Genomic DNA, 21,603 nt, shown 5'->3' with positions numbered 1-21,603 from the left:
GCCCGGGCAACCCGATCAAGCCCGCGAACGTGGTGTTCTCGTGAACAACAAGGTGGTGTCCGCGATCGCGTTGGTGATCATCGGCGTGGTGCTGTTCGGGCTCTACCAGCGAGCTCAGGTGCCGGCGGTGAACCTGCGGATTCCGTTCGCCGGCACGCCTGCCGAGCAGTGGGAGGACGGCGAGGCCGGCATCGGCGTGCCGAACGCCGACCCGCTCTACGAGAAGGTGCGGCAGGCGCTCATCGCGTCGCGGACGGATTCGGTGATGATCAGCGAGCACCGGCCGGAGAAGTTCCTGGCGATGCTCGCGCCGGACGTGCGCGACGAGGTCGCCCGCGATCTGCCCGGCTGGACCACGCGGCTCAAGTCCGGGACCGAGCTCCTGGGGATCAAGGTCTCCGGGAAGATGACGCTGGGCGAGAAGAACGGCTACCCGGCGGTGCTGACGGACTACGTGTTCGCCTACGCGTTCGAACCGCCGGATCCGGCCGAGCTGACGAACCAGATGGAGATGGTCGCGGCCAGCCGCCAGCAGGTGACGTTCACCGTCACCCCAGAGGGTCTGTGGCCCTCGGACGCCACGGGTTTCCAGTACTCGATCGCGTGCCGGGCGGCACGCGACGGGTTCCTCGCGCCGCAGTTCACCGAGCCCGCCGAAGCAGGTGGCGGCGTCTCGAAGGACGACCGGAAGTACTTCTCCACGGACGGGCGCGTGCCTTCGGAGAACACCTGCGATTGATCACCCTTTCAGAGGTGCCGGGCAGGAGTGACGGCCATCACAATTGGCCGTCACGGACCGTCTAACCCCTTGGGGCCCGTGCGACGACGCCGCCGCGTTCTTCGGGGGCGCTGGCGGCGTCGGCGTCGATCAGCGAAGAATGCAGCTATGAGCAGCAAGCCCCCGCAGCACGACGTCGACGAGTCCGCGCTCGAAGTCAGCACCCCCAAGACCTGGGCAGCGGGTATTCCCGGTGTGCTCGTGTCGCTCGACCGCGCGGTCGAGCAGATGGGTGTCGGCCGGACCGTCAAGACGTTGCGTCTGCTCAACCAGCGTGAAGGTTTCGACTGCCCCGGTTGCGCGTGGCCGGAGCCGCAGGGCCACCGCAAGATGGCGGAGTTCTGCGAGAACGGCGCCAAGGCCGTCGCCGAGGAAGCCACCAAACGACGAATCGGACCGGAGTTCTTCGCCGAGCACTCGGTCGAGAGCCTCCAGACCAAGACCGACTACTGGCTCGGTCAGCAGGGCAGGCTCACCGGCCCGATGGTGCTCAGGCCCGGCGCCACCCACTACACGCCGATCAGCTGGGACGCCGCGTTCGGTCTCGTCGCCGACGAGCTGACAGCGTTGTCGTCACCGGACGAGGCGATCTTCTACACCTCCGGCCGCACCAGCAACGAGGCCGCGTTCCTCTACCAGCTGCTGGTCCGCTCGTTCGGCACCAACAACCTGCCGGACTGCTCGAACATGTGCCACGAGTCCTCCGGCGCCGCGCTGAACGAGACCATCGGCATCGGCAAGGGTTCGGTGTCGATCAAGGACTTCGACCTCGCCGACCTGATCGTGGTGGTCGGCCAGAACCCCGGCACGAACCACCCGCGCATGCTCAGCGCGCTCGAGGACGCCAAGAAGAACGGCGCGAAGATCATCGCCATCAACCCGCTGCCGGAAGCGGGCCTGATGCGGTTCAAGAACCCGCAGAACGTCGCAGGCATCGTCGGCAGGGGCACCGCGCTGTGCGACGAGTTCGTGCAGATCAAGGTCGGCGGCGACCAGGCGCTGTTCCAGGCGATCGGGCACCTGCTGCTGCAGTGGGACAAGATCGACCAGGAGTTCATCTCCAGCGTCACGCACGGTTTCGAGGCCTACGCCGAAAGCCTGCGCGAGCTCGACTGGGAGCGCGTGCTCACCGCCACCGGCCTGACCCGCGAGCAGATCACCCGCGTGGCCGGCATGTTCGTGGACTCGCAGCGCACGATCGCCTGCTGGGCCATGGGTCTCACGCAGCACAAGCACAGCGTCCCGACCATCCGCGAGGTCACGAACGTGATGTTCCTGCGCGGCATGATCGGCAAGCCGGGCGCGGGCCTGTGCCCGGTGCGCGGCCACTCGAACGTGCAGGGCGACCGCACGATGGGCATCTACGAGAAGATGCCGGAGAAGTTCCTGCTGGCCCTGGAGAACGAGTTCAGCATCTCCGTGCCGCGCAAGCACGGTTTCGACACCGTCGACGCGATCAACGCCATGCGCCACGGCCGCGGCAAGGTGTTCATCGCGATGGGCGGCAACTTCGTCAGCGCCACCCCGGACACCCCGGTGACCGAGAAGGCGCTGGAGCAGTGCTCGCTCACCGTGCACGTCTCCACGAAGCTCAACCGCTCGCACGTGATCCACGGCAAGACCGCGCTCATCCTGCCCGCGCTGGGCCGCACCGAGAGCGACGTGCAGCACTCCGGCGAGCAGTTCGTGACGGTCGAGGACTCGATGTCGGTCGTGCACCGCTCACGCGGCCGGTTGACGCCCGCGTCCGACCAGCTGCTGTCCGAGGTCTCGATCGTCTGCCGGATGGCGCGCAAGGTGCTCGGCACCTCCCACCCCGTGGCGTGGGAGACGTTCGAGAAGGACTACGACATCATCCGCGAGCACATCTCTCATGTGGTGCCGGGTTGCGCGGACTACAACACGCGCGTGCGTCAACCCGACGGTTTCGTCCTGCCGCACCCGCCGCGTGACTCACGCCAGTTCGCGACGGCCACCGGCAAGGCGAACTTCACCGCGAACGAGCTGACGGTGCTGGAGGTTCCGGAGGGCCGGCTGCTGATGCAGACGCTGCGCAGCCACGACCAGTACAACACCACGATCTACGGCCTGGACGACCGCTACCGCGGCGTGAAGGACGGCAGGCGCGTGGTGTTCGTGAACCCTGACGACATCAAGGAGTTGGGGTTCAAGGACGGTCAGATGGTCAACATCATCTCGGAGTGGAAGGACGACCCGACGGGCGTTGTGGAACGCCGCGCCGAGTCGTTCCGGATCGTCTCCTACTCGACCGCGCGGGGATGCGTGGCCACGTACTTCCCCGAGGCGAACCCGTTGGTGCCGTTGGACTCCAAGGCGGACATCTCGGGAACGCCGACCTCCAAGTCGGTGATCGTGCGACTGGAAGCTATTTGACGATCACGCTGTAGTTGCTGGCACCACCGTTGGGTCCGAGTTGGACCTCGCCCGCCCGGAAGCCCTTGGCGTACAGGCGGAAGGTCTTCGCGGACCCTTCGGTGTTGACCAGCTGCAGCCCGCTGTCGATCCACAGCGCGTCCATCCACGGACGCTTGCCGAGCCGCGTGTCGACCGCGACGTAGACCAGCGCGTCGCGGTTGATCGTGAAGCGCGCCAACGGGTTCTGCGTCGCCGACTTCGAGTCGTTGGCGGTGCGGATCCACTTCGCGCCCGCCACCTCCTCCGGCACGGAACTGAACGTGAAGTCGCGGTCGCCGTACTGCGCGACGCCGGTGCGCAGGCCGGTCTGCACCGACCAGTCACCGGCGTTTCCGGTGTCCGCGACGGAAAGCCCGCTCAGCTCCAGTTCGGCCGGCTGGTCGCCGACGGTCAGGATCGCGACCGCCGACCTCGTGAGCTGGCCCGCCGTACCGGTGACGTTGATGTTCGTCGAGCCGTGCGGGGTGTCCGGCAGTGTCGCGACGGTCATCGTGGACGACTGACCGGCGTTGATCGTGGCCGGGTTGAACTGCACGACGGTGCCCGCGGGCACGTTGTCCGCGTCGAGACTGATCGGCCCCGGTGAGCCGGTGGACGCCGCGCTGACCGTGAACGAGGCCGTCTCCCCCGGCTTGACGACGCGCGACGCGGGGTCGACCGCGAGGCTGAAGTCGTTGTTCACCCCGCACTTCTCGGTAGAGCTGGTGTTCTGGATCCTCGGCGACCCGCTGTTGCGGACGCAGAACCCGTTGGTGTTGCGGAAGAGGAAGTCCGTCGGGCTGCTGCTGCCGCGCTCCCAGCCGAACATGTCGAACGTCAGGTCGCTGGAGTTGTCGGCGATCACCGCGGGCCTGCCGTCGTTGCTGGTGAACGACACCGCGCTGCCGCCGACCCACTTGATCCGGTCCGCGTACCGGACGTACCAGCCGTACGCGGGCCGCGTGCCGATGCTGTTCGGGTTGTAGTTGGTGCGGTCGTTGCTCGGCGGGTTGGTCGACATCGTGCCGTTGCCGCCGGGCACGTTGATCTTGACGTTGGTGAACGTCACGTCGGTGATGTGCCCGTCGACGTCACCCATGATCGTGGGGCTGAACGACGGCGAGGCACCGTTGATCGTGATGTTGTCGTAGGTGATGTTCTTGATGGTGCCGACGCCGGGACTGTTGCCGCAGCGTTTTCTCGCGCCGACCTTGAGCATGATCGGCGACCGGACGCCGCTGACGGTGATGTCCTTGTAGTGCACGTCGGAGACGACCGACCCGTCCATCGACACGAGCCCGAGCCCGGACTTGTTGGACCCCTTGATGTCGATGCGCTGGAAGTCGTAGCCGGTGAAGTCACCGCACGTCTCCGAGCCGAACATCAACGCGTTGCAACATCCCGCGCTGAGCTTGGTGTCGTAGACCTTCACGTTGCCGTTGCTGAGCTTCTGCCCGAGCGCGTAGTCACTCTTGAACGCCAGCGCGTCGTCGTTGCCCGCGAAGTTGCCGTTGGTGATCGTCACGTTGGTGGTGCTGATGACGTTCCAGCCGTCACGGTCGCTCGCGGTGTCGATCGTCAGCCGGTCGCTGACCACGTTCTTGCAGCCGTTGATCAGCATCGCGAAGTGGCCGCCGCGGCGGAGTTTGATGCCGCTGACCGTGAGGTTCTCGCACCGCGTCAACGAGATGATCTTGTCGGCCTGCCCGCTGCCCGGGTTGCCGGTGATCAGCGCGCCACCGCCGTCGATCGTGCCGGCGCCGACGAAACCGATGTTGGTCAGCCGGTCGCCCCAGATCATGGCGTTGTGGAAGTGGCTGTGCCCGTAGTCCTGGTACTTGTCGTTGGGATTCGGCTCTGGCTTGTCGTACCCGCTGCCGCTCGCGCCCATGATCGTGGCGCCCGCGTCGAGCTGGAGCGTCACGTTGCTCTTCATGTGGATCGAGTTGGGCGAGCGGTACGTGCCGGACGGGAACCTCACCGTGCCGCCGCCTGCGCCGTTCGCCGCCGTGATCGCCCTGTCGATGGCCGCCGTGTCGTTGGCGCTGCCGTTGCCGACGGCCCCGTAGTCCTTGACGTTGAACTCCGCCGCCTGGGCCGGTTCCGCCAGCACTGCCATGACCAACAGTGCCGCCGTCGCCGCCGCGCCGAGTCTCCGTAACACGGATGTCCTCCCCGGTAGAAACGCGCTGAAAACCTTTACAGCGGCGGCGAGTGCACACGTTACGCCGGTCGTACGCGAACGAACAGCCTTAACCGGCGGCGCTCGGGCTTGACCGAGACCTCGTGGGACTTCTTGACCAGGCGGCGCGCGGCGGCATCGGCCTCGAAGTCGTGCTGGCGCTGCTTCGCAATAGCAAACGCATCGTGGTGTGAGAACACGGCGAATCTCCTCAACTCGGATTTACTCGGGTGAAACGGTCGTGCTGACGAAGAACCGCACTGCCCGGGCCCCTTCAGGCCGCAGCTCCGGGCTCTCCACGCGGTCGTCGTACCGATCGAGCAACGCCCGCATCTCCTGCTGGACCTCGCGCAGCTCCTCGCGCGTCAAGAACGACGTAGCGCTGCTGATGCCCCAGTGGTCGCGCCACTCCTCCGGCAGGTGCTCGTGCCGGCGGGAGGATTCGCGGATGCGCTCGAACTCCTGGTCCAGGTAGGCCGTCTCAGCAGCTTCGGCGGCCAGCGCCCCCTCGTCGTCGAGCCCTTCGGTCGTGATCATCTGATGACGCGTGACGATCCGCCACGGCTTCTGCCTGCCAGGGCCTTCCACCTCTGCCACGAAGCCGTACTTGGCCAGCATGTTCAGGTGGTAGGAGCAGCTGGCAACACTCTCTCCGAGCTTCGCCGAGCACTGCGTGGCAGTGCTCGGTCCCTGTTCGGTGAGCAAGTTGATCAGCTTCCACCGGAACGGGTGCGAGAGCGCCCGGAGCGCCTTGGGGTCACTGATACGGGTGTCGGCCATGCCGCCACGGTACCCACATCAATAAACCTTTAGCAAGGTTCCTTGATATATAAATCCTGATATAAAACCCGGCAAGATCAGCCAGGCTGTGCGCATGACTCGGGGGCAGCTGTGGCTGTTGGGGGCGTTCGGTGCGTTGGTGGCGGTCACGTGGATCAACCCGCCATGGCCCGCCGAGCAGGCGTTGCACAGTTCGCTGACGGCCGTGGCGATCGTGGTGCTGTGGCTTCTGCGACGACGGCTCGACACCGCGCAGTGGGCATGGACGTTGCTGTTCCTGGCCCTGCACACGATCGCGGCGCGGTGGATCTACTCGTTCGTGCCGTACGACGACTGGACGGACGCGGTGTTCGGCGTCCGCCTGTCCGAGGCTTTCGAGTGGGACCGCAACCACTTCGACCGGCTCGTGCACTTCGCGTACGGCGTGTGCCTGACCGCGGTGCTGCGGCAGAAGTGGTTGCGATCGTTGGAGATCGTGCTCGCGACGAGTGCGCTCTACGAACTGCTGGAGTGGGCGATCGCGATGACGCTCGCGCCCGAGGTCGCGGAGGCCTACAACGGCCAGCAGGGCGACATGTGGGACGCCCACGCGGACATGGCACTGGCCGCGCTCGGGGCGCTGGTCACCAGTCTGGCGAGTTTCGCGCGACGGCGGTCACCAGCGGCAGCGACTCGATGACCGGCACCCGCAGCAGCTCCGCGGGCACGTCCGGGTCGCGCACCGGCTCGATGAGTTCCCGCAGGAGTGCGCCGACGACGTCGTCCGCGGCCTGATCGACCTCGTGGATGAGATCGCGCAGCTGGTCCGCCGCCTCGTTGAGCACGCGTGGCCGTTGCGGTTCCTCCAGCATCAGAGCGGCCAGGCGCAGCACTCGGCGGCACGTGCGCAGGCGCAGGCTTCTGCTGGCCGACTCGCGGGCGCCGGCGAGGCCCAGGCGGCCGCGGGTGCGTTCGATCCACGGCTCGACGGTCTCGCGGCGCCAGATCGGGCCCGACGCGAGTTCGGCGTCGGGCTCAGGGATGCCGTGCGAGCGCCGTTTGCGCCACACGGCCACCAACTGCCGGCTCAGGCCCATGGCGTCGGCGATTTCGGCGATTCCGTAAAAGTCCCCCACGCCGACAAATGTAACCAGAGATGACGTTGGATGTCATCAAAAATTTCACCGAAAAATCAGATGCGCTCCAGAACCGCTCGCGCCGCGTTGTGGCCGCCGATGCCGCTCACACCGCCGCCGCGCCGGGAGCCCGCGCCGCAGACGAAGACGTTGTCCACGTCGGTCTCCACGCCCCACTTGCCGATCTCGTCGTCAGTCTCGGCGAACGGCCAGTCGAGCTCTCCGTGGAAGATGTTGCCACCCGGCAGTCCGAGCTCTTCCTCCAGGTCCAGTGGCGTACGGGCTTCGATGCACGGATCGCCGGCGGCATCGACGGCGAGACAGTCCTGGATCGGCTCGACGAGGTGGGCGTTGAACTGCTCCAGGTAGCGCCGCACCAGCTCGTCGCGCAGCAGTTCGTTGCGGCCCTCGAACAGCGACGCGGGCAGGTGCAGGCCGAACAACGTCAACGTCTCGTGGCCCGCCAGCGACGGCCCGAGGATCGACGGGTCGGTCAGCGAGTGGCAGTACATCTCACCCGGCAGCACCGACGGCACCTGGCCGGCCGCGCTCTCCAGGTACGCGGTCTCCAGCTGGTCGTAGGACTCGTCGAGGTGGAACGTGCCGGCGAACGCGAGCCGTGCGTCGACACCGGACTTCAGCTCGGGCAGCCTGCGCAGCAGCATGTTGATCTTCAGTTGGCAGCCGGGCGCGTCGTGGACTTCCTTGCCCTGCAACCGTCCCAGTACCGAAGGCGCCACATTGGACAACACGTACCGAGCCTCGAAAACCGAGTCTCCGCACGTCACCGACGCGGTCTTGCCGTCGGACTCGACCGACGTCACCTCGGCGCCCGTGACGATCTGCGCACCGGCCTCGCGTGCGACCCGTTCCAGCTCGGCGGTGACGGCGCCCATGCCACCGACCGGGACCTTCCACTCGCCGGTGCCGTTGCCGACGATGTGGTAGAGGAAGCACTTGTTGGCGCGCAACGAATGCAGCGACGAGTGGGTGCCGATCAACGCGTCGGTGGCGACGACGCCGCGCACCAGGTTGTTGTCGAACAGCTCCTGCAGCGTCGCGCCGATCGGGCGTTCGAAGACCTGTTCCCACAGCCGGCCGCGCACCACCGCGTCGACGTGCACGCGCAGATGTTCGCGTGACACCAACGGTTCCAAAAGAGTCGGTGCCAGTGCGGCTGCCATCGACTCCAGGTCGGCGTACCAGCGCTGCCACCGCTCCCAGTCCTCGAGCGACCCGCACACGGCCTCGAACGACTTGAGCGTCGCCTCGCCCGGCGAGCGTTCGACCAGGAGCCCGGCCTTGCCGTTCGGCGTGTACGACGACGCGGAACGGGACCGCAAAGTGAGGTTCAGGCCCAAATCAGCGGCGATCCGGTCCGGTAAGAGCGATACCAGGTAGGAGAACCGGGAGAGCCGGGCGTCCACGCCTTCCCACGGTGACGCGCTCACCGCCGCGCCACCGACGTGCGGCAGCTTCTCCAGCACCCTGACCGACTTCCCCGCCCGTGCGAGGTACGCGGCCGCCACCAGCCCGTTGTGGCCGCCCCCGACGATCACGACGTCGTCCATGCCCCGAGATCCCTCCCACGTAGCCTGGTCGTTGGGGAACATAGCGGTCCGAAGGAGATGTGCACATGGGCCGAGTGACGGTTCGCCGAGCGGTCGAACGGGTGTCGCCGAACGGTCGGCGGCGCCGGGTCGACGCGCTGGCCGCCGAGGAACCACTGGAGCTGCGGGTCAACGGCAAGGCGTTGGCGGTCACGATGCGCACTCCCGGCCAGGACGTCGAGCTCGCGCACGGCTTTCTGCTCAGCGAGGGCGTGATCGGCGACTCCGAGGACATCTCGATCGCCCGGTTCTGCGAGGGCACCGGGCCGGACGGGATGAACACCTACAACGTGCTGGACATCGCGCTGACCGACGGTGTGCCGCCGCCGGACACCGGGGTGGAGCGCAACTTCTACACCACGTCGTCGTGCGGGGTGTGCGGGAAGGCCGCGCTGGACGCGGTGAAGCTCAAGACGCGCTACTCCCCCGCTCTGGACGAGGTCAGGGTCACTCCCGAGGCGCTGACGGGGTTCCCGGACGCGTTGCGGGAACGGCAGAAGGTCTTCGAGAGCACCGGCGGGCTGCACGCGGCAGGGTTGTTCGTGAACGGCGAGCTGCTGGTCGTCCGGGAGGACGTGGGCCGGCACAACGCCGTCGACAAGGTGCTGGGCTGGGCGGTCCTGCAGAACCTCGTGCCGTTGCGCGGCGCGGTGCTGATGGTGTCCGGGCGGGCGTCGTTCGAGCTGGTGCAGAAGGCCGCGATGGCCGGGATTCCGGTGCTCGCCGCGGTGTCGGCGCCGTCGTCGCTCGCCGTCGAGCTGGCCGAGGAGCAGGGCATGACGCTGGTCGGCTTCCTGCGCGGCGACTCGATGAACATCTACACCGGTGGGGAGCGCGTGGTTGAGACCGCTTGACGGCGTCGTGGTGGTGAGCCTGGAGCAGGCCGTCGCCGTGCCGTACGCGACGCGGCTGCTGGCCGACCTCGGGGCCCGCGTCATCAAGATCGAACGGCCCGGCGCCGGCGACTTCGCCCGGCACTACGACTCCTCGTGCGGCGAGGTGTCGTCGTACTTCGCGTGGACGAACGTGGGCAAGGAATCGGTGTCGCTCGACATCTTCCACCCGGACGGCCGTGAGGTGCTCGAACGGCTGGTCGCCAAGGCCGACGTGCTGCTGTGCAACCTGTCGCCGCGGGTGTGGAAACGGCTGGGACTGGAGCTTCCCGCGGAGTTGATCGTCGGCGAACTGTCCGGCTACGGCTGGGACGGCCCGTACGCGGATCGCAAGGCGTTCGACGCGCTGGTGCAGTCCGAGGCCGGGCTGGTGTCGCTGACCGGTGAGGGCGACGTGATGGCCCGCGCCGGCATCTCGGTGGCGGACATCGCGGCCGGGGTGCAGCTGCAGGCGGCGGTACTGGCGGCGTTGTTGCAGAAGGCGCGGACCGGCGAGGGCGTGCGGCTGCGGTTGTCGCTGTTCGAGGCGATGGCCGAGTGGATGCACCAGCCGATGCTCTACGCCGCCGGGACCGGTGCCGCCGCCCCGCGATCGGGCGCGCACCACCCCAGCATCGCGCCGTACGGGCCGGTGGCCTGTGCGGACGGCGCCGTGCACCTGGCCGTGCAGAACGACGGTCAGTGGCAGCGGTTGTGCGGGCTGATCGGGCTGGGCGCCGAGGAGAGGTTCGCCACAGTGGCCTCTCGCGTCGAACACCGTTCCGAGCTGCAGGAACTGCTTGAACGGGCCTTTTCTGACATGAATTCCGCTGACCTGCTGGCCGCTCTGGACTCCGCCGACGTGCCTGCCGCGCTGACCCGCTCGATCACCGAACTGCGCACCCACCCGCAACTCGACACATGGGTTGACGTGCAGGTTCCCGGCGGGACGGCCCGGATGCTGCCGCCTCCGGTCGCCGGTTTCGAGTGGTCACCGGGTGCGGTCCCCGCCCTCGGCGCGCACAATGATCACGTGTTGCGCTGGCTGGGTTATTCGGACGAGGAACTGTCCTCATTACGCGTGCGTTCCGTCCTCTAGAAGGAAACGAGGAACGGTACCCACGCGATGAGGTGAGCATGGGGGATCCGAAGTACAGCCGCCGCACCCTCCTTGCGGCGATCGGCGTGGTCATCGCGACAGCCACCGGCGTCGCGACGTACGTCTCGTCGTCGTCCGAGGCCACGGAACGGCAGATCGCCACGGCGGACCGCGTGCAGGCCACTGGCGCCGCCAAGCCGACGATCCGCTTCGAGCGCGTGTACTCGGCCGCCCGCCACCGCGAGGTGACCCTCGCCTTCTACGTCCCGACCGGCCCGAACCCCCGCGGGCTGCCGATGTCGATCCTGCTGCACGGCCTGCACGGCGACGCCAGGCACGCCGCCGTGGGCAACCTCGCCGAGGTCCTGACCGCCGCCGTCGCGAAGGGCTCTGTTCCCGCGTTCGGCTTCGTGGCGGTCGACGGCGGCGACAACTACTGGCACGAGAACGTCCCCGGCGACGACCCGATGGCCATGCTGCTCGACGAGGTCCCGCGGTGGCTGAAGGAACGCGGCTACGGCGAACCGTTCGCAGTCACCGGCGTGTCCATGGGCGGCTTCGGTTCGCTGCTGTACGCGCGGCGCCGGGCCGAGCGCGGCGACCCGATCGCGGCCGCCGCGGCCATCTCCCCCGGCCTGATCACCACGTGGCCGGAGATGGCCAAGCGCAAGGCGTTCAAGAACGAGGGCGAGTGGGCCTCGCTGGACCCGCTGCGGCACCCGAAGTCGACCGGCACGACCGCCCTGGGCGTGTGGATCGGCGACCGCGACCGGTTCATCGAGGGCACCCGCCGGTACATGCGCGAGGTGCGGCCCGAGGTGGGCGTGGTCAAGGGCGGTGGGCACGACGACGGGCTCTACCGGAAGGTGACGCCCGACGTCGTGCAGTTCCTCGCCAAGTACGCCAAGAAGGCTGTCTAGATCCGCATCGCCGCGCGGCTCCAGTGCACCCAACCGACGCGGCCGTGCTCGTCCCGGCCGCCCAGCGGGAGCGTCGAGCTCTTGTCCACGGCGATCAGCAGGTCGTCGAGCAGGTGGACGTACTCGGTTTCCTCGGCGGAGATCAGTGCCGCGGTGAGTGGATCCCGGCCGAGCAGCCGAACCTTCACCCTGCCTTGTTCGCCCGGTGTGACGTGCACGTCGAGCGCGGAATCGCGGTAGAGCCCGACGACTTTGCCGTGATCCACCGGCGTCGGGTCGGCCGGCACGTCGGGGAGTTTCCGCTTGCTCACACCCGCCAGCTCGCCGAGCACCTGATCGATGATCGCGGTGAAGAACGGGCCGAGGGCCTTCCCTCCGTTGGCCGTCACGATCACGGCGACCCCGGCTGCCGGAACGACCCGCAGCACCGACACGTAGCCCATGGTCATGCCGGTGTGGCCGATGACCTCGCCGCCGTCGAAGTTGGACAGCTCCCAGCCGAGGCCCCACCACCACTCGCCCGTGCCGAAGTCCGGGTGGGTGGCCTGCCGCTCCCGCATCGCGTCGAACTCGGTGGTGTCCAAGTGCATTCGCACGAACCGGAGCAGTTCGCGGGCGGGCATCGCGAGCACCGAACCGCCCGCCACCCACGACTCCGGCAGGTGCTGGGTCGCGGGCTTGCCTTCCAGGTGCCCGTCCGCCATCTCGTGCTTCGCGTACTCGGCCCGTGCCGCCGCGACCTTCCGCAGCCCCAGCGGCTCGACCAGCCTTTCGTGCAGCACGGCCGTGAAAGGCTTGCCGCGCAACACTTCCACGATCCGGCCCAGCACCGCATACCCGCTGTTGCAGTACGAGTAGAGCTCACCGGGCGGACTGAACTGCCCTGCGTCCGCGAGCAGCTCGACGTACCTCGCCAGCATGTCGTCGCCCGAGCCCGTCTCGAACTTCAGGTCGCCGTCGAAACCCGCGGTGTGGCTGAGGAGGTGGCGTGGCGTGATGACGCCCGACGCCTGCTCATCTGCCACCCGGAACTCCGGCAGCACGTCCCGCACCGGCCGGTCGAGGTCGAGCAGGCCCTCGTTCACCAGCTGCATGATCAGCGTGGCCGTCCAGACCTTGGTGATCGACCCGATCTGGAACAACGTGTCGCAGGTGACCGGCTCGTTGGTGACGTTGTTGCGCACACCTGCTGCTACATCGACGATCTCACCGTTGTGCAGCACAGCTACCTGTGCGCCAACGATTCCGTGCTCTTCGAGCAGCTCCGGCAGCCTGCGCGCGATCCAGTCGTTCACTGACGCACCGCCACTCTCCCCCAGTGCAGCCACTTGACTCTCCCTTGCTCATCATGTCCACAAAGGACGACAACTCCGTGGCTGCCGCCCTCTTCCTCCACGGAGATCAACGCGTTGTCGCGGAGCCCCACGTATTCCTCGATCGCCGTCGGCGCCGCGTCGACGTCCGCGGGCACGGCCTGCATCCTCACCCGCCCGTCCTCGCTCGCGGTGACGTGGACGGCGGCCCGCACGGCGCGGTAGACGCCGGCGACCTTGTCGACGTCGATCGGAACGGGCACGGCAGGCGGCTTCGGAGGCGTCCGCAAGGTGACGTTCGCCAGCTCTCCCAACACCTTTTCGTGCACCGCCCGCGCGACGGGGAGGGCGGCTCCCCCGTTGGTGAGCGTCGCGACGGCGAGGCCGAACTCCGGGAGCACCCGCAGGTACGCCTGAAAGCCCGGCGTCTGGCCGGCGTGTCCCAGCCCGGTGACGCCGTTGTCGTAGTCGTGCAGGAGCCAGCCGAGGCCTTGCCTGCCGCCGAAGCCGAAGTCGGGCAGCGCGACCTGGGTCTCCCGCATCGCGTCGAACTCGGTGGTGTCCAGGTGCATCCGCACGAACGCGAGCAGGTCCCGCGCGCACATGGCGAGCACCGAGCCGGCCGGTGAGTCGCCCTCGGTCGTCTGCTCCTCGACGGGCTTCACCTCCGCGTCTTCGCGCAGGTGTCCCGAGGCGCACAGCCGGCCTGCGTACTCGGCATGGCGCGTGGCGGCGTGGAGGCCGAGCCGGTCGACGAGACGTTCACGCAAGACGGTGTTGAAAGGCTTGCCGCGCAACACTTCCACGATCCGGCCCAGCACCACGTACCCGCTGTTGCAGTACACGTACAGCTCGCCGGGCGGCGTCGTCTGTTCCGTGTCGGCCATGCGCTCCAGGTACTTCGCCAGCATGTCGTCGCCGTTGCCGGTGTCGTAGTAGAGATCGCCCTCGAACCCCGCCGTGTGGCTGAGGAGGTGGCGTGGCGTGATGACGCTCGCGGCCTGTTCGTCAGCCAGCCGGAACTCTTCGACGACGTCGCGGACCGGGCGATCGAGGTCCAGCAGGCCCTCGTTCACCAGCTCCTGGACCAGCGTGGCCGTCCAGACCTTGGTGATCGACCCGATCTGGAAGATCGCGTCCGGCGTCACCTTCTCGTTGGTGACGTTGTTGAGCACACCTGCTGTCGCGTCGACGATTTCGCCGTTGTGCAGCACGGCGACCTGGGCGCCGACGACGCCGTGTTCCGCGATGAGTTCGGGCAGCCTGCGTCGCAGCCATTCGGCTGTCTCGTTCACGTTCCCCCCAGAAAGTGAAGTTCTAGCGCGGTGAGAGCGGCACGGTCTTCGACCGCACCCACTTCAGCACCGAGGGCCACTCCCCGTAGCCCGCGTCGATGTTGATGTGGCCCGCGCCGGGCAGCACGTCGACCTCGATCCGCAACGCCTCGGCGAGCTGTTTGGCGGCCGGCATCGAGCAGTGCGGGTCGCCCTCGCCCGCGATCAGGCGGGTCTCGGTGGCGGCGCGGCGCAGGCCGGCCGGGTCGAGCGGGGCGGGGAAGAACGACTTGATGGCCGGTTCGGGGTGGTCCGGCGCGGGCGGGGCCACCAGCAGGACGCGGTCGACGTGCCCGATGCCCTCGCGGGCGGCGTGGTGCAGCCAGAGGTAGCACCCGAGCGAGTGCGCGACGACGACCCGTTCACGGTCGGCCGGCGCGGCTTCCAGGTGGGTGTCGAGCTCACGCAGCCAGGTGGTGAGGTCGGGCTGGTCCGGGTCGCTGAAGTGCGGCATGTCGGCGAGGCCGCCGTGCTCGGACACCGTCTGGGCCAGCCAGCGCTGCCAGTGGCCGGGGCCGGAGCCGGTGTAGCCGTGGATCAGGAGCACGTGAGGCAACGACATGCCTCCACCTTAGAACGCCGAAAGGGGCACCGGTGTGATCACCGGTGCCCCTTTCGGAGATCGAAAACTTACGCGGACTTCTCGCGACGCTCCCGGCGCGAGGGCTGCCGGGCAACGATCGTCGGGTTCACGTTCTCCTTCACCGTCTGCTCGGTGATGACGACCTTGGCGACGTCCGTGCGGCTCGGGATGTCGTACATCACCGGGAGCAGGACTTCTTCCATGATCGCGCGCAGACCTCGGGCACCGGTGCCGCGCAGGATCGCCTGGTCGGCGATCGCTTCCAGCGCGGTCTTGGTGAACTCGAGCTCGACGCCGTCCATCTCGAACAGCTTCTGGTACTGCTTCACCAGGGCGTTCTTCGGCTCGGTGAGGATCATCACCAGCGACGGCTTGTCGAGGTTCGTGACGGAGGCGACCATCGGCAGACGCCCGATGAACTCGGGAATCAGGCCGAACTTGATCAGGTCCTCCGGCATGGAGTCGGAGAAGAAGTCCGACGCCTCCACCTCGGCCTTGGAACGGACCTCGGCACCGAAGCCGAGACCGCGCTTGCCGACGCGGTCCTGGATGATCTTCTCCAGACCCGCGAACGCACCGGCCACGATGAACAGCACGTTCGTCGTGTCGATCTGGATGAACTCCTGGTGCGGGTGCTTGCGGCCGCCCTGCGGGGGCACCGATGCGGTGGTGCCTTCCAGGATCTTCAGGAGCGCCTGCTGCACACCCTCACCGGACACATCGCGCGTGATCGACGGGTTTTCACTCTTTCGAGCGATCTTGTCGACCTCGTCGATGTAGATGATGCCCGTCTCGGCGCGCTTCACGTCGTAGTCGGCGGCCTGGATGAGCTTCAGGAGGATGTTCTCGACGTCCTCACCTACGTACCCGGCCTCCGTCAGTGCCGTCGCGTCGGCGATGGCGAACGGCACGTTCAGCATCTTCGCGAGGGTCTGCGCGAGGTAGGTCTTGCCGCAGCCCGTCGGGCCGAGCATCAAGATGTTCGACTTCGCCAGCTCGACGCCGTCGTCACGACCCTCGCGCCCGCGGTCGCCCGCCTGGATGCGCTTGTAGTGGTTGTAGACGGCGACGGAGAGGGTGCGCTTGGCGTCACTCTGTCCGATGACGTACTGGTCGAGGAACTCGTGGATCTCGGCGGGCTTAGGCAGCTCGTCGAGCTTCACGTCACCGGCTTCGGCCAGCTCCTCCTCGATGATCTCGTTGCAGAGATCGATGCACTCATCGCAGATGTAGACGCCGGGGCCGGCGATGAGTTTCTTCACCTGCTTTTGACTCTTTCCGCAGAAAGAGCACTTCAGCAAGTCGCCGCCGTCACCGATACGCGCCATGACCGCTGACCTATGTCCCCTCCGGCGCACACCTGCTGTAGTGCGCCTGCTGACTTGCTGTGGCAGTCCCACTGGCTGTGGGTGCTGAGCCCGTTCTCCTGACGGTACCTGGCCGACCCCGTTTCAGGGGAGGACCCGCGTCCCCCGACGCGCCGATCAGGCCGGTTAACCGGTCACATCGGCGTGTCGGGTGGGTGCGCGATGCCCGAGCTCTGGGGTTTCCCAGAGCTCGGGAAGGCCTCAGGACTTGGCGGAAAGCTTGCGGTAGGGCAGCACCGTGTCGACGATGCCGTACTCCCTGGCCTCTTCGGCCGTCAGAATCCGGTCGCGCTCGATGCTCTCGCGGACCTCCTCTGCCGTCCGGTTCGTGTGCCGCGCGAGGGTGGACTCCATCAGGCGGCGCACACGCTGGATCTCGTTCGACTGGATCTCCAGGTCGGACACCTGACCGTACGCGCCTTCCATCGAAGGCTGGTGGATCAGGATTCGCGCGTTCGGCAGCGCGTGGCGCTTGCCGGGCGTGCCGGCGGCCAGCAGCACGGCCGCGGCCGAGGCGGCCTGGCCGAGGCAGTACGTCTGGATGTCCGGACGAACGAACTGCATCGTGTCGTAGATGGCCATCAACGAGGTGAACGAGCCACCGGGAGAGTTGATGTACATCAGGATGTCGCGGTCCGGGTCCTCGGACTCGAGCACCAGCAGCTGCGCCATGACGTCGTTGGCCGATGCGTCGTCAACCTGCACGCCGAGGAAGATGATGCGCTCCTCGAAGAGCTTGTTGTACGGGTTCGACTCCTTCATGCCATAGCTGGTGCGCTCGACGAACGACGGCAGCACGTACCGCGACTGAGGCATGTGGAACTGGCTCACTTGAGGTCTCCTAGCTGACGTCAGTTGTTCGAGTCGCCGACGGGCTGGGCCCTGGTGACGACCCTGTCGACGAAGCCGTACTCCAGCGCTTCCTGCGCCGTGAACCAACGGTCGCGGTCGGAGTCGCGGGTGATGGTCTCGAGCGTCTGGCCGGTGTGCTCGGCGATCAGCTCGGCCATCTCGCGCTTGGTGCGCGTCAGCATGTCCGCCTGGATCGCGATGTCCGCGGCCGTACCACCGACACCGGCCGACGGCTGGTGCATGAGGATCCGGGCGTGCGGGAGCGCGTGGCGCTTGCCAGGAGCACCCGCGGACAGCAGGAACTGCCCCATCGAGGCTGCGAGGCCCATCGCGTACGTGGCCACGTCCGGCTGGATGAGCTGCATCGTGTCGAAGATGGCCATGCCCGCCGTGACGGAACCACCCGGCGAGTTGATGTAGAGGGTGATGTCCTTCTCGGGGTCCTCAGCGGCGAGAAGCAGCAGCTGGGCGGTGATCTGGTTGGCGATGCCCTCTTCGACCTGTGATCCCAGGACGATGATCCGCTCGCGGAGCAGCCGCTCGTACACCGAGTCGTTCAGGTTCATCCCGGCGGTGGCCGACCGCATCTCGGGGGTCGGGAAGGAGTGCTGCGTCACGTCTGCCTGCCTAACTCCAGGTGGAACGAAATCTGGATGCGAAAACTCTCTGCGATCGACCTTAACGAAGGCGGGCGGCGTCAGATGCCCGACACCGCCCGCGTTCGCTTAGGGCTGCATTTCCGGCACTCGCCCACTGGTGAGGCGAGGGCGACTCGCTACTCCGCGTCCTCTTCGGACTTGGTCTCGCCGAACAGCTCGTCCAGGTCCAGCTTCTGACCGGTCGTGTCGCTGACCGTGGCCTGGCGCACAACGCTCGCGAGCGCCTTGCCGCGGCGGACGTCGGCGAAGATCGCGCCGAGCTGGCCGGACTGCTGCGCGCGCTTGACGTACTCGTCCGGCGAGATGCCGAAGCGCTGGGCCTGGTAGATGATCCGCTCGGTGAGCTCACCGTCGGACACCGTGACCTGCTCGGCGTCGGCGATCGAGTCGAGCACCAGCTGCGTCTTGACGGCCTGCTCGGCAGCCGTGCGCAGTTCGGTGTCGAACTCCTCCTCGGTCTGGCCCTGCTCCTCGAGCCACGCGGCGAACTTGGCCTCGTCGTGGTCGAAGGCGTGCACGGCGTCGTGCTTGCGGGCGTCGATCTCGCCCTGGACGATGCCCTCGGGCAGCGGGACCTCGGTGGTCTCCAGCAGCGCCTCGAGGACCTTGTCGCGCGCCTGGACGCCCTGCTGCATCTTCTTGACGCGGTCGAGGCGGGTCTTCAGGTCGGCCTTGAGCTCGTCGAGCGTGTCGAACTCGCTGGCGAGCTGCGCGAACTCGTCGTCCAGCTCGGGCAGCTGACGCTCCTTGACGGAGTTCAGCACCACGGACACCTCGGCGTCGCGGCCGCTGTGCTCACCGGCGACGAGCGTGGTGGTGAAGGTCTTGGTCTCACCCTCGGCAGCGCCGACGAGCGCGTCGTCGATGCCCTCGACGAGCTGGCCGGAGCCGATCTCGTAGGACAGACCGGCGGTGCGGGCCTCCTCGACCTCTTCGCCGTCGACCGTGGCGGACAGGTCGATGCTGACGAAGTCACCGGTCTCGACCGGGCGGCTGACGCCGGTCAGCGTGCCGAAGCGGGCGCGGAGCTCGTCGAGCTGGGTGGTCACGTCCTCTTCGGCGACCTCCTGCTCGTCGACGGTCACGGCCAGCTCGCCGAAGGCGGGCACGGTGATCTCGGGACGGACGTCGACCTCGGCGGTGAACTCGAGCGTCTCGCCGTCTTCGATCTTGGTGACCTCGAAGTCGGGACGGCCGAGCGTGCGCACCTCACCCGCGTTGACCGCTTCCAGGTACTTGGCCGGGATGGCCTCCTGGATGACCTCGTCCAGCACCGGAGCGCGGCCGATGCGGCTCTCCAGCACCTTGGCGGGGGCCTTGCCGGGACGGAAGCCGGGGATGCGGACCTGCTTCGCGAGCTTCCGGTACGCCTGGTCGAAGTTCGACTTGAGCTCGTCGAACGGCACCTCGACGTTGATCCGGACCCTCGTCGGGCTCAGGTGCTCGACGGTGCTCTTCAACGTGGACTCCTCGATACGAACAAGAACGTGCAAGACAGCCGGTACCGCCGCATGGGGCGCCCGGATTCCCAGGGAGTCTAGGCGAGACCCGTCCTGTGACCGCTGCCACCCCGCTTTGGAGCCGTGACAGCCCGCCCCTCACCCCGATACGGTCGCCCCAGCGGCCGGAAAGGTCCGCTATGGGGGCTTCAAAAACGTGATCCTGGGGGACACGCATGTCCAAAACTTCCTCACGCCTGCTCGCGGCCTGCGCGGCGGCCACCGCACTGCTCGCCACGACCTCCCCGGCGGCCGGCGCCGCCACCGCACCTGAGGCCACGGCCGCCGCTTACGTCTTCGTCGACGAAGCAGCCACGACCTCCGAGTCGCTGATCGCCGAGAACGCCGACCTCACCGCACCGTTCCTCGCATCCGGCCACACCGACGCCCACAAAGCCTGGGACATCCGCCTGTCCGACGAGGCCTACGGCCCGAACCTGCCCACGCAGCCGTTCGTCGCCAAGGCGTCGCACACGGACACCCAGGCCGGCGCGAGCACCGCCGGCTTCATCTCACTGACCGACCGCCATCCCCGCGACCTGCCGTTCATGGTGCTGAAAATGGGCAGCCGCAACGTCTCCTGCCTGGCCGACGGCCCCGTCTTCACCGGCGGTGGCGGCAGCCCGCAGCTGTGGTGGCGGGGCCAGAACGAGCTGCTGCCGGGGAGCTTCGACGGTGACAACATCACCAGCGCCATGCCCGTGCACTTCCCAGGCAGCGTCCGAGTGCCCACCACGGTGCGCGTGACCCCTGTCTCAGCCACGAGCGACCTCGCCGCGTACCCGCCGCTCGCCAAGTACGCAGGCCGCACCAAGGCCGGCGTGATCGGCTACGAGATCAAGATCGTCCAGCGCGGCGAGGACGTCTACCGAATCCTCGTGGCCGCCGCCGCGTCCTGCTAGCCCGCCACACCTCTCAGCGCCGCCGCCCACCCCAGGGCGGCGGCGCCTTTTGTTCGTTCAGCGAACGACGTAACAGAAAAGAGTCACCCAACTACGACCCGTCAAAGGCTCCGTCTCAATTTCACTCTTTCGGCCGAAACAGCCTTTCGCGACCGATCAAGATGACTCCGTTAGCACCAATGAACCCGTCGCAGCGGACAGGTAGCGTTACTGCTCCCGCACCATCCGTAACAGGACCACGGGAACGAACGAGAAAAAGTCGTCGCACCGTTTTACCCCGAGGATCCGCCTGATGGAGACACGCCAGCTTCTCGCGTTCACAACCGTGGTTCAGACAGGGAGCTTCACCAAGGCCGCTGCCACGCTCAACTGCTCGCAGCCGACCATCACGACCCGCATCAAGGCACTGGAGGAGGCCCTCGGGGTCGTCCTTTTCCGGCGCCTCCCCCGAGGTATCCAGATGACCTCCGCAGGCGTGGAACTGCTCCCGTTCGCGCGAAACATCATCAACCTCACCGAAAAAGCCCGAAAAGCCATAACGATGAACGGCGAGCCCCACGGCAAACTAGTCATCGGCTCCGCACAGAGTTTGACCGACTACCGCCTGTTACCGCTCATCGAATACATGTGCTGGCGCTACCCGTCCGTCCAACTCTCACTGCACTCGCGCAACGCGCTCAACAACCTCGCCTCAGTACGCGACGGCCAACTCGACTGCGCCTTCTTCATAGGCGCCATAGAGCCCCGCGAAGGCCTGGAAACCACAGTGCTCTGCCCCGAACCCCTAGTCATGGTCGCGGGCCCCAACCACGTGCTCGCCCAACGCCAGTCGCTCACCGAGGACGACCTGACCAGCAGCACCCTCATCCGAGCAGAGAACGGCGCCTCCTACCACGAACTGTTCGAACACTCGCTCGGCTACGACGACACCCGAGCCCCCGTCCTCGAACTGGACTCGGTAGACGCCGCCAAACGCGCCGTAGCCTCAGGCCTGGGCATCGCTCTCATGCCAGAAGTCACCGTGTCCGCCGAACTCACCGACGGCAGGTTGGTCCGCTTGCCCTGGTCAGCCACTTTCCGCGTCTACACGCAGTTCGGCTGGCGCCAGGACAACTCGACGAACCCGGCCGTGACCGCCCTGGTCTCCGCAGCCGCCCAGGTCGTCAGCGACCAGGTCGCCTCACTCACGTGATCGAGAGCCAACGGCCCGAGGAGAACTGAGCGCGCAGACCCGGCGGGGTGGTCCCGTCACGAGTCGTGCCACAGCTCTTGCTGCGTCAGAGGAGGGGTGTCAACTCGACACGCTTTTCGTCGAGTTGACAC

The 21,603-nt window shown here is 67.3% G+C and carries 19 protein-coding genes; 8 read left to right on the top strand and 11 right to left on the bottom strand.

Features of this window, described 5'->3' with window-relative positions:
- Window positions 1-40: 40 nt before the first annotated feature.
- Window positions 41-739, top strand: a complete 699-nt coding sequence (locus ACWGE0_RS42685; RefSeq protein WP_452266576.1) for a hypothetical protein — start codon at window positions 41-43, stop codon at window positions 737-739.
- Window positions 740-886: 147 nt separating this feature from the next.
- The gene (locus ACWGE0_RS42680) at window positions 887-3,172 is read left to right on the top strand and encodes an FdhF/YdeP family oxidoreductase (protein WP_452266575.1); all 2,286 of its coding nucleotides are present in this window, start codon (window positions 887-889) and stop codon (window positions 3,170-3,172) included.
- Here the strand turns inward: ACWGE0_RS42680 and ACWGE0_RS42675 are convergent.
- Both ACWGE0_RS42675 and ACWGE0_RS42670 read right to left on the bottom strand, forming a co-directional pair.
- Complete coding sequence (locus tag ACWGE0_RS42675) at window positions 3,165-5,357, bottom strand: glycosyl hydrolase family 28 protein (RefSeq protein ID WP_452266574.1); 2,193 nt, start codon at window positions 5,355-5,357, stop codon at window positions 3,165-3,167. The genes ACWGE0_RS42680 and ACWGE0_RS42675 overlap by 8 nt on opposite strands.
- A 240-nt stretch (window positions 5,358-5,597) precedes the next feature.
- Window positions 5,598-6,155 carry an ArsR/SmtB family transcription factor gene (locus ACWGE0_RS42670; protein ID WP_452266573.1) on the bottom strand — a complete coding sequence of 186 codons (558 nt, stop codon included), beginning with the start codon at window positions 6,153-6,155 and terminating at the stop codon, window positions 5,598-5,600.
- A gap of 94 nt (window positions 6,156-6,249) precedes the next feature.
- Here ACWGE0_RS42670 and ACWGE0_RS42665 point away from each other — a divergent pair, with 94 nt between their 5' ends.
- Window positions 6,250-6,834: a DUF2238 domain-containing protein gene (locus ACWGE0_RS42665; RefSeq protein WP_452266572.1), complete on the top strand. Its 585-nt coding sequence runs from the start codon at window positions 6,250-6,252 to the stop codon at window positions 6,832-6,834.
- Here ACWGE0_RS42665 and ACWGE0_RS42660 read toward each other — a convergent pair.
- Window positions 6,779-7,270, bottom strand: a complete 492-nt coding sequence (locus tag ACWGE0_RS42660) for a hypothetical protein (protein WP_086667632.1) — start codon at window positions 7,268-7,270, stop codon at window positions 6,779-6,781. The two genes, ACWGE0_RS42665 and ACWGE0_RS42660, sit on opposite strands and share 56 nt — an antisense overlap.
- 56 nt (window positions 7,271-7,326) lie before the next feature.
- Window positions 7,327-8,841, bottom strand: a complete 1,515-nt coding sequence (locus ACWGE0_RS42655) for a phytoene desaturase family protein (protein WP_452266571.1) — start codon at window positions 8,839-8,841, stop codon at window positions 7,327-7,329.
- A gap of 65 nt (window positions 8,842-8,906) precedes the next feature.
- Here ACWGE0_RS42655 and fdhD point away from each other — a divergent pair, with 65 nt between their 5' ends.
- Genes fdhD through ACWGE0_RS42640 form a run of 3 tightly spaced genes read left to right on the top strand, consistent with a single transcriptional unit; the run spans window position 8,907 to window position 11,771 of the window.
- Complete coding sequence (fdhD, locus tag ACWGE0_RS42650; protein ID WP_452266570.1) at window positions 8,907-9,734, top strand: formate dehydrogenase accessory sulfurtransferase FdhD; 828 nt, start codon at window positions 8,907-8,909, stop codon at window positions 9,732-9,734.
- Window positions 9,721-10,851, top strand: coding sequence for a CaiB/BaiF CoA transferase family protein (locus ACWGE0_RS42645; protein ID WP_452266569.1), 1,131 nt, complete (start codon window positions 9,721-9,723; stop codon window positions 10,849-10,851). The genes fdhD and ACWGE0_RS42645 overlap by 14 nt, the downstream gene beginning before the upstream one ends.
- Before the next feature lie 38 nt (window positions 10,852-10,889).
- Complete coding sequence (locus ACWGE0_RS42640; RefSeq protein WP_452266568.1) at window positions 10,890-11,771, top strand: alpha/beta hydrolase; 882 nt, start codon at window positions 10,890-10,892, stop codon at window positions 11,769-11,771.
- Here the strand turns inward: ACWGE0_RS42640 and ACWGE0_RS42635 are convergent.
- The 7 genes from ACWGE0_RS42635 to tig form a co-directional block, all read right to left on the bottom strand.
- Window positions 11,768-13,066 carry a serine hydrolase domain-containing protein gene (locus tag ACWGE0_RS42635; RefSeq protein ID WP_452266567.1) on the bottom strand — a complete coding sequence of 433 codons (1,299 nt, stop codon included), beginning with the start codon at window positions 13,064-13,066 and terminating at the stop codon, window positions 11,768-11,770. The two genes, ACWGE0_RS42640 and ACWGE0_RS42635, sit on opposite strands and share 4 nt — an antisense overlap.
- Window positions 13,063-14,379, bottom strand: a complete 1,317-nt coding sequence (locus tag ACWGE0_RS42630) for a serine hydrolase domain-containing protein (protein ID WP_452266566.1) — start codon at window positions 14,377-14,379, stop codon at window positions 13,063-13,065. Before ACWGE0_RS42630 ends, ACWGE0_RS42635 begins: the two co-directional genes overlap by 4 nt.
- 22 nt (window positions 14,380-14,401) lie before the next feature.
- Window positions 14,402-14,980, bottom strand: coding sequence for an RBBP9/YdeN family alpha/beta hydrolase (locus ACWGE0_RS42625; protein WP_452266565.1), 579 nt, complete (start codon window positions 14,978-14,980; stop codon window positions 14,402-14,404).
- A 68-nt stretch (window positions 14,981-15,048) separates the two neighbouring features.
- A complete protein-coding gene (gene clpX, locus ACWGE0_RS42620; RefSeq protein WP_396419769.1) occupies window positions 15,049-16,329 on the bottom strand; it encodes an ATP-dependent Clp protease ATP-binding subunit ClpX in 1,281 nt (426 codons plus the stop codon).
- 240 nt (window positions 16,330-16,569) lie between these two features.
- A complete protein-coding gene (locus ACWGE0_RS42615) occupies window positions 16,570-17,184 on the bottom strand; it encodes an ATP-dependent Clp protease proteolytic subunit (protein WP_090071479.1) in 615 nt (204 codons plus the stop codon).
- 35 nt (window positions 17,185-17,219) lie between these two features.
- Entirely contained in the window at window positions 17,220-17,807 is a 588-nt protein-coding gene (locus tag ACWGE0_RS42610) for an ATP-dependent Clp protease proteolytic subunit (protein WP_452266590.1), read from the bottom strand.
- A gap of 188 nt (window positions 17,808-17,995) precedes the next feature.
- Complete coding sequence (gene tig / locus ACWGE0_RS42605) at window positions 17,996-19,339, bottom strand: trigger factor (RefSeq protein ID WP_452266564.1); 1,344 nt, start codon at window positions 19,337-19,339, stop codon at window positions 17,996-17,998.
- Between the two features lie 215 nt (window positions 19,340-19,554).
- On the opposite strand from tig, the gene ACWGE0_RS42600 reads away from it, so the two are divergent.
- Together ACWGE0_RS42600 and ACWGE0_RS42595 are read left to right on the top strand one after the other, a co-directional pair.
- Window positions 19,555-20,280, top strand: coding sequence for a hypothetical protein (locus tag ACWGE0_RS42600; RefSeq protein WP_452266563.1), 726 nt, complete (start codon window positions 19,555-19,557; stop codon window positions 20,278-20,280).
- A gap of 292 nt (window positions 20,281-20,572) precedes the next feature.
- Window positions 20,573-21,472, top strand: coding sequence for a LysR family transcriptional regulator (locus ACWGE0_RS42595; RefSeq protein ID WP_452266562.1), 900 nt, complete (start codon window positions 20,573-20,575; stop codon window positions 21,470-21,472).
- The last annotated feature ends 131 nt before the right edge of the window (window positions 21,473-21,603 follow it).

It is taken from the genome of Lentzea sp. NPDC054927 (genome assembly GCF_053610285.1).
This window is presented reverse-complemented; position numbering and strand designations above follow the sequence as displayed.

What these genes read in the sequence shown, in the direction of transcription:
- ACWGE0_RS42680 (WP_452266575.1), top strand. Translation starts at nt 887, where the DNA reads ATGAGCAGCAAGCCCCCGCAGCACGACGTCGACGAGTCCGCGCTCGAA.
- ACWGE0_RS42670 (WP_452266573.1), bottom strand. Translation starts at nt 6,155, where the DNA reads ATGGCCGACACCCGTATCAGTGACCCCAAGGCGCTCCGGGCGCTCTCG.
- ACWGE0_RS42665 (WP_452266572.1), top strand. Translation starts at nt 6,250, where the DNA reads ATGACTCGGGGGCAGCTGTGGCTGTTGGGGGCGTTCGGTGCGTTGGTG.
- ACWGE0_RS42655 (WP_452266571.1), bottom strand. Translation starts at nt 8,841, where the DNA reads ATGGACGACGTCGTGATCGTCGGGGGCGGCCACAACGGGCTGGTGGCG.
- fdhD (WP_452266570.1), top strand. Translation starts at nt 8,907, where the DNA reads ATGGGCCGAGTGACGGTTCGCCGAGCGGTCGAACGGGTGTCGCCGAAC.
- ACWGE0_RS42640 (WP_452266568.1), top strand. Translation starts at nt 10,890, where the DNA reads ATGGGGGATCCGAAGTACAGCCGCCGCACCCTCCTTGCGGCGATCGGC.
- ACWGE0_RS42625 (WP_452266565.1), bottom strand. Translation starts at nt 14,980, where the DNA reads ATGTCGTTGCCTCACGTGCTCCTGATCCACGGCTACACCGGCTCCGGC.
- clpX (WP_396419769.1), bottom strand. Translation starts at nt 16,329, where the DNA reads ATGGCGCGTATCGGTGACGGCGGCGACTTGCTGAAGTGCTCTTTCTGC.
- ACWGE0_RS42615 (WP_090071479.1), bottom strand. Translation starts at nt 17,184, where the DNA reads ATGCCTCAGTCGCGGTACGTGCTGCCGTCGTTCGTCGAGCGCACCAGC.
- ACWGE0_RS42610 (WP_452266590.1), bottom strand. Translation starts at nt 17,807, where the DNA reads ATGCGGTCGGCCACCGCCGGGATGAACCTGAACGACTCGGTGTACGAG.
- ACWGE0_RS42600 (WP_452266563.1), top strand. Translation starts at nt 19,555, where the DNA reads ATGTCCAAAACTTCCTCACGCCTGCTCGCGGCCTGCGCGGCGGCCACC.
- ACWGE0_RS42595 (WP_452266562.1), top strand. Translation starts at nt 20,573, where the DNA reads ATGGAGACACGCCAGCTTCTCGCGTTCACAACCGTGGTTCAGACAGGG.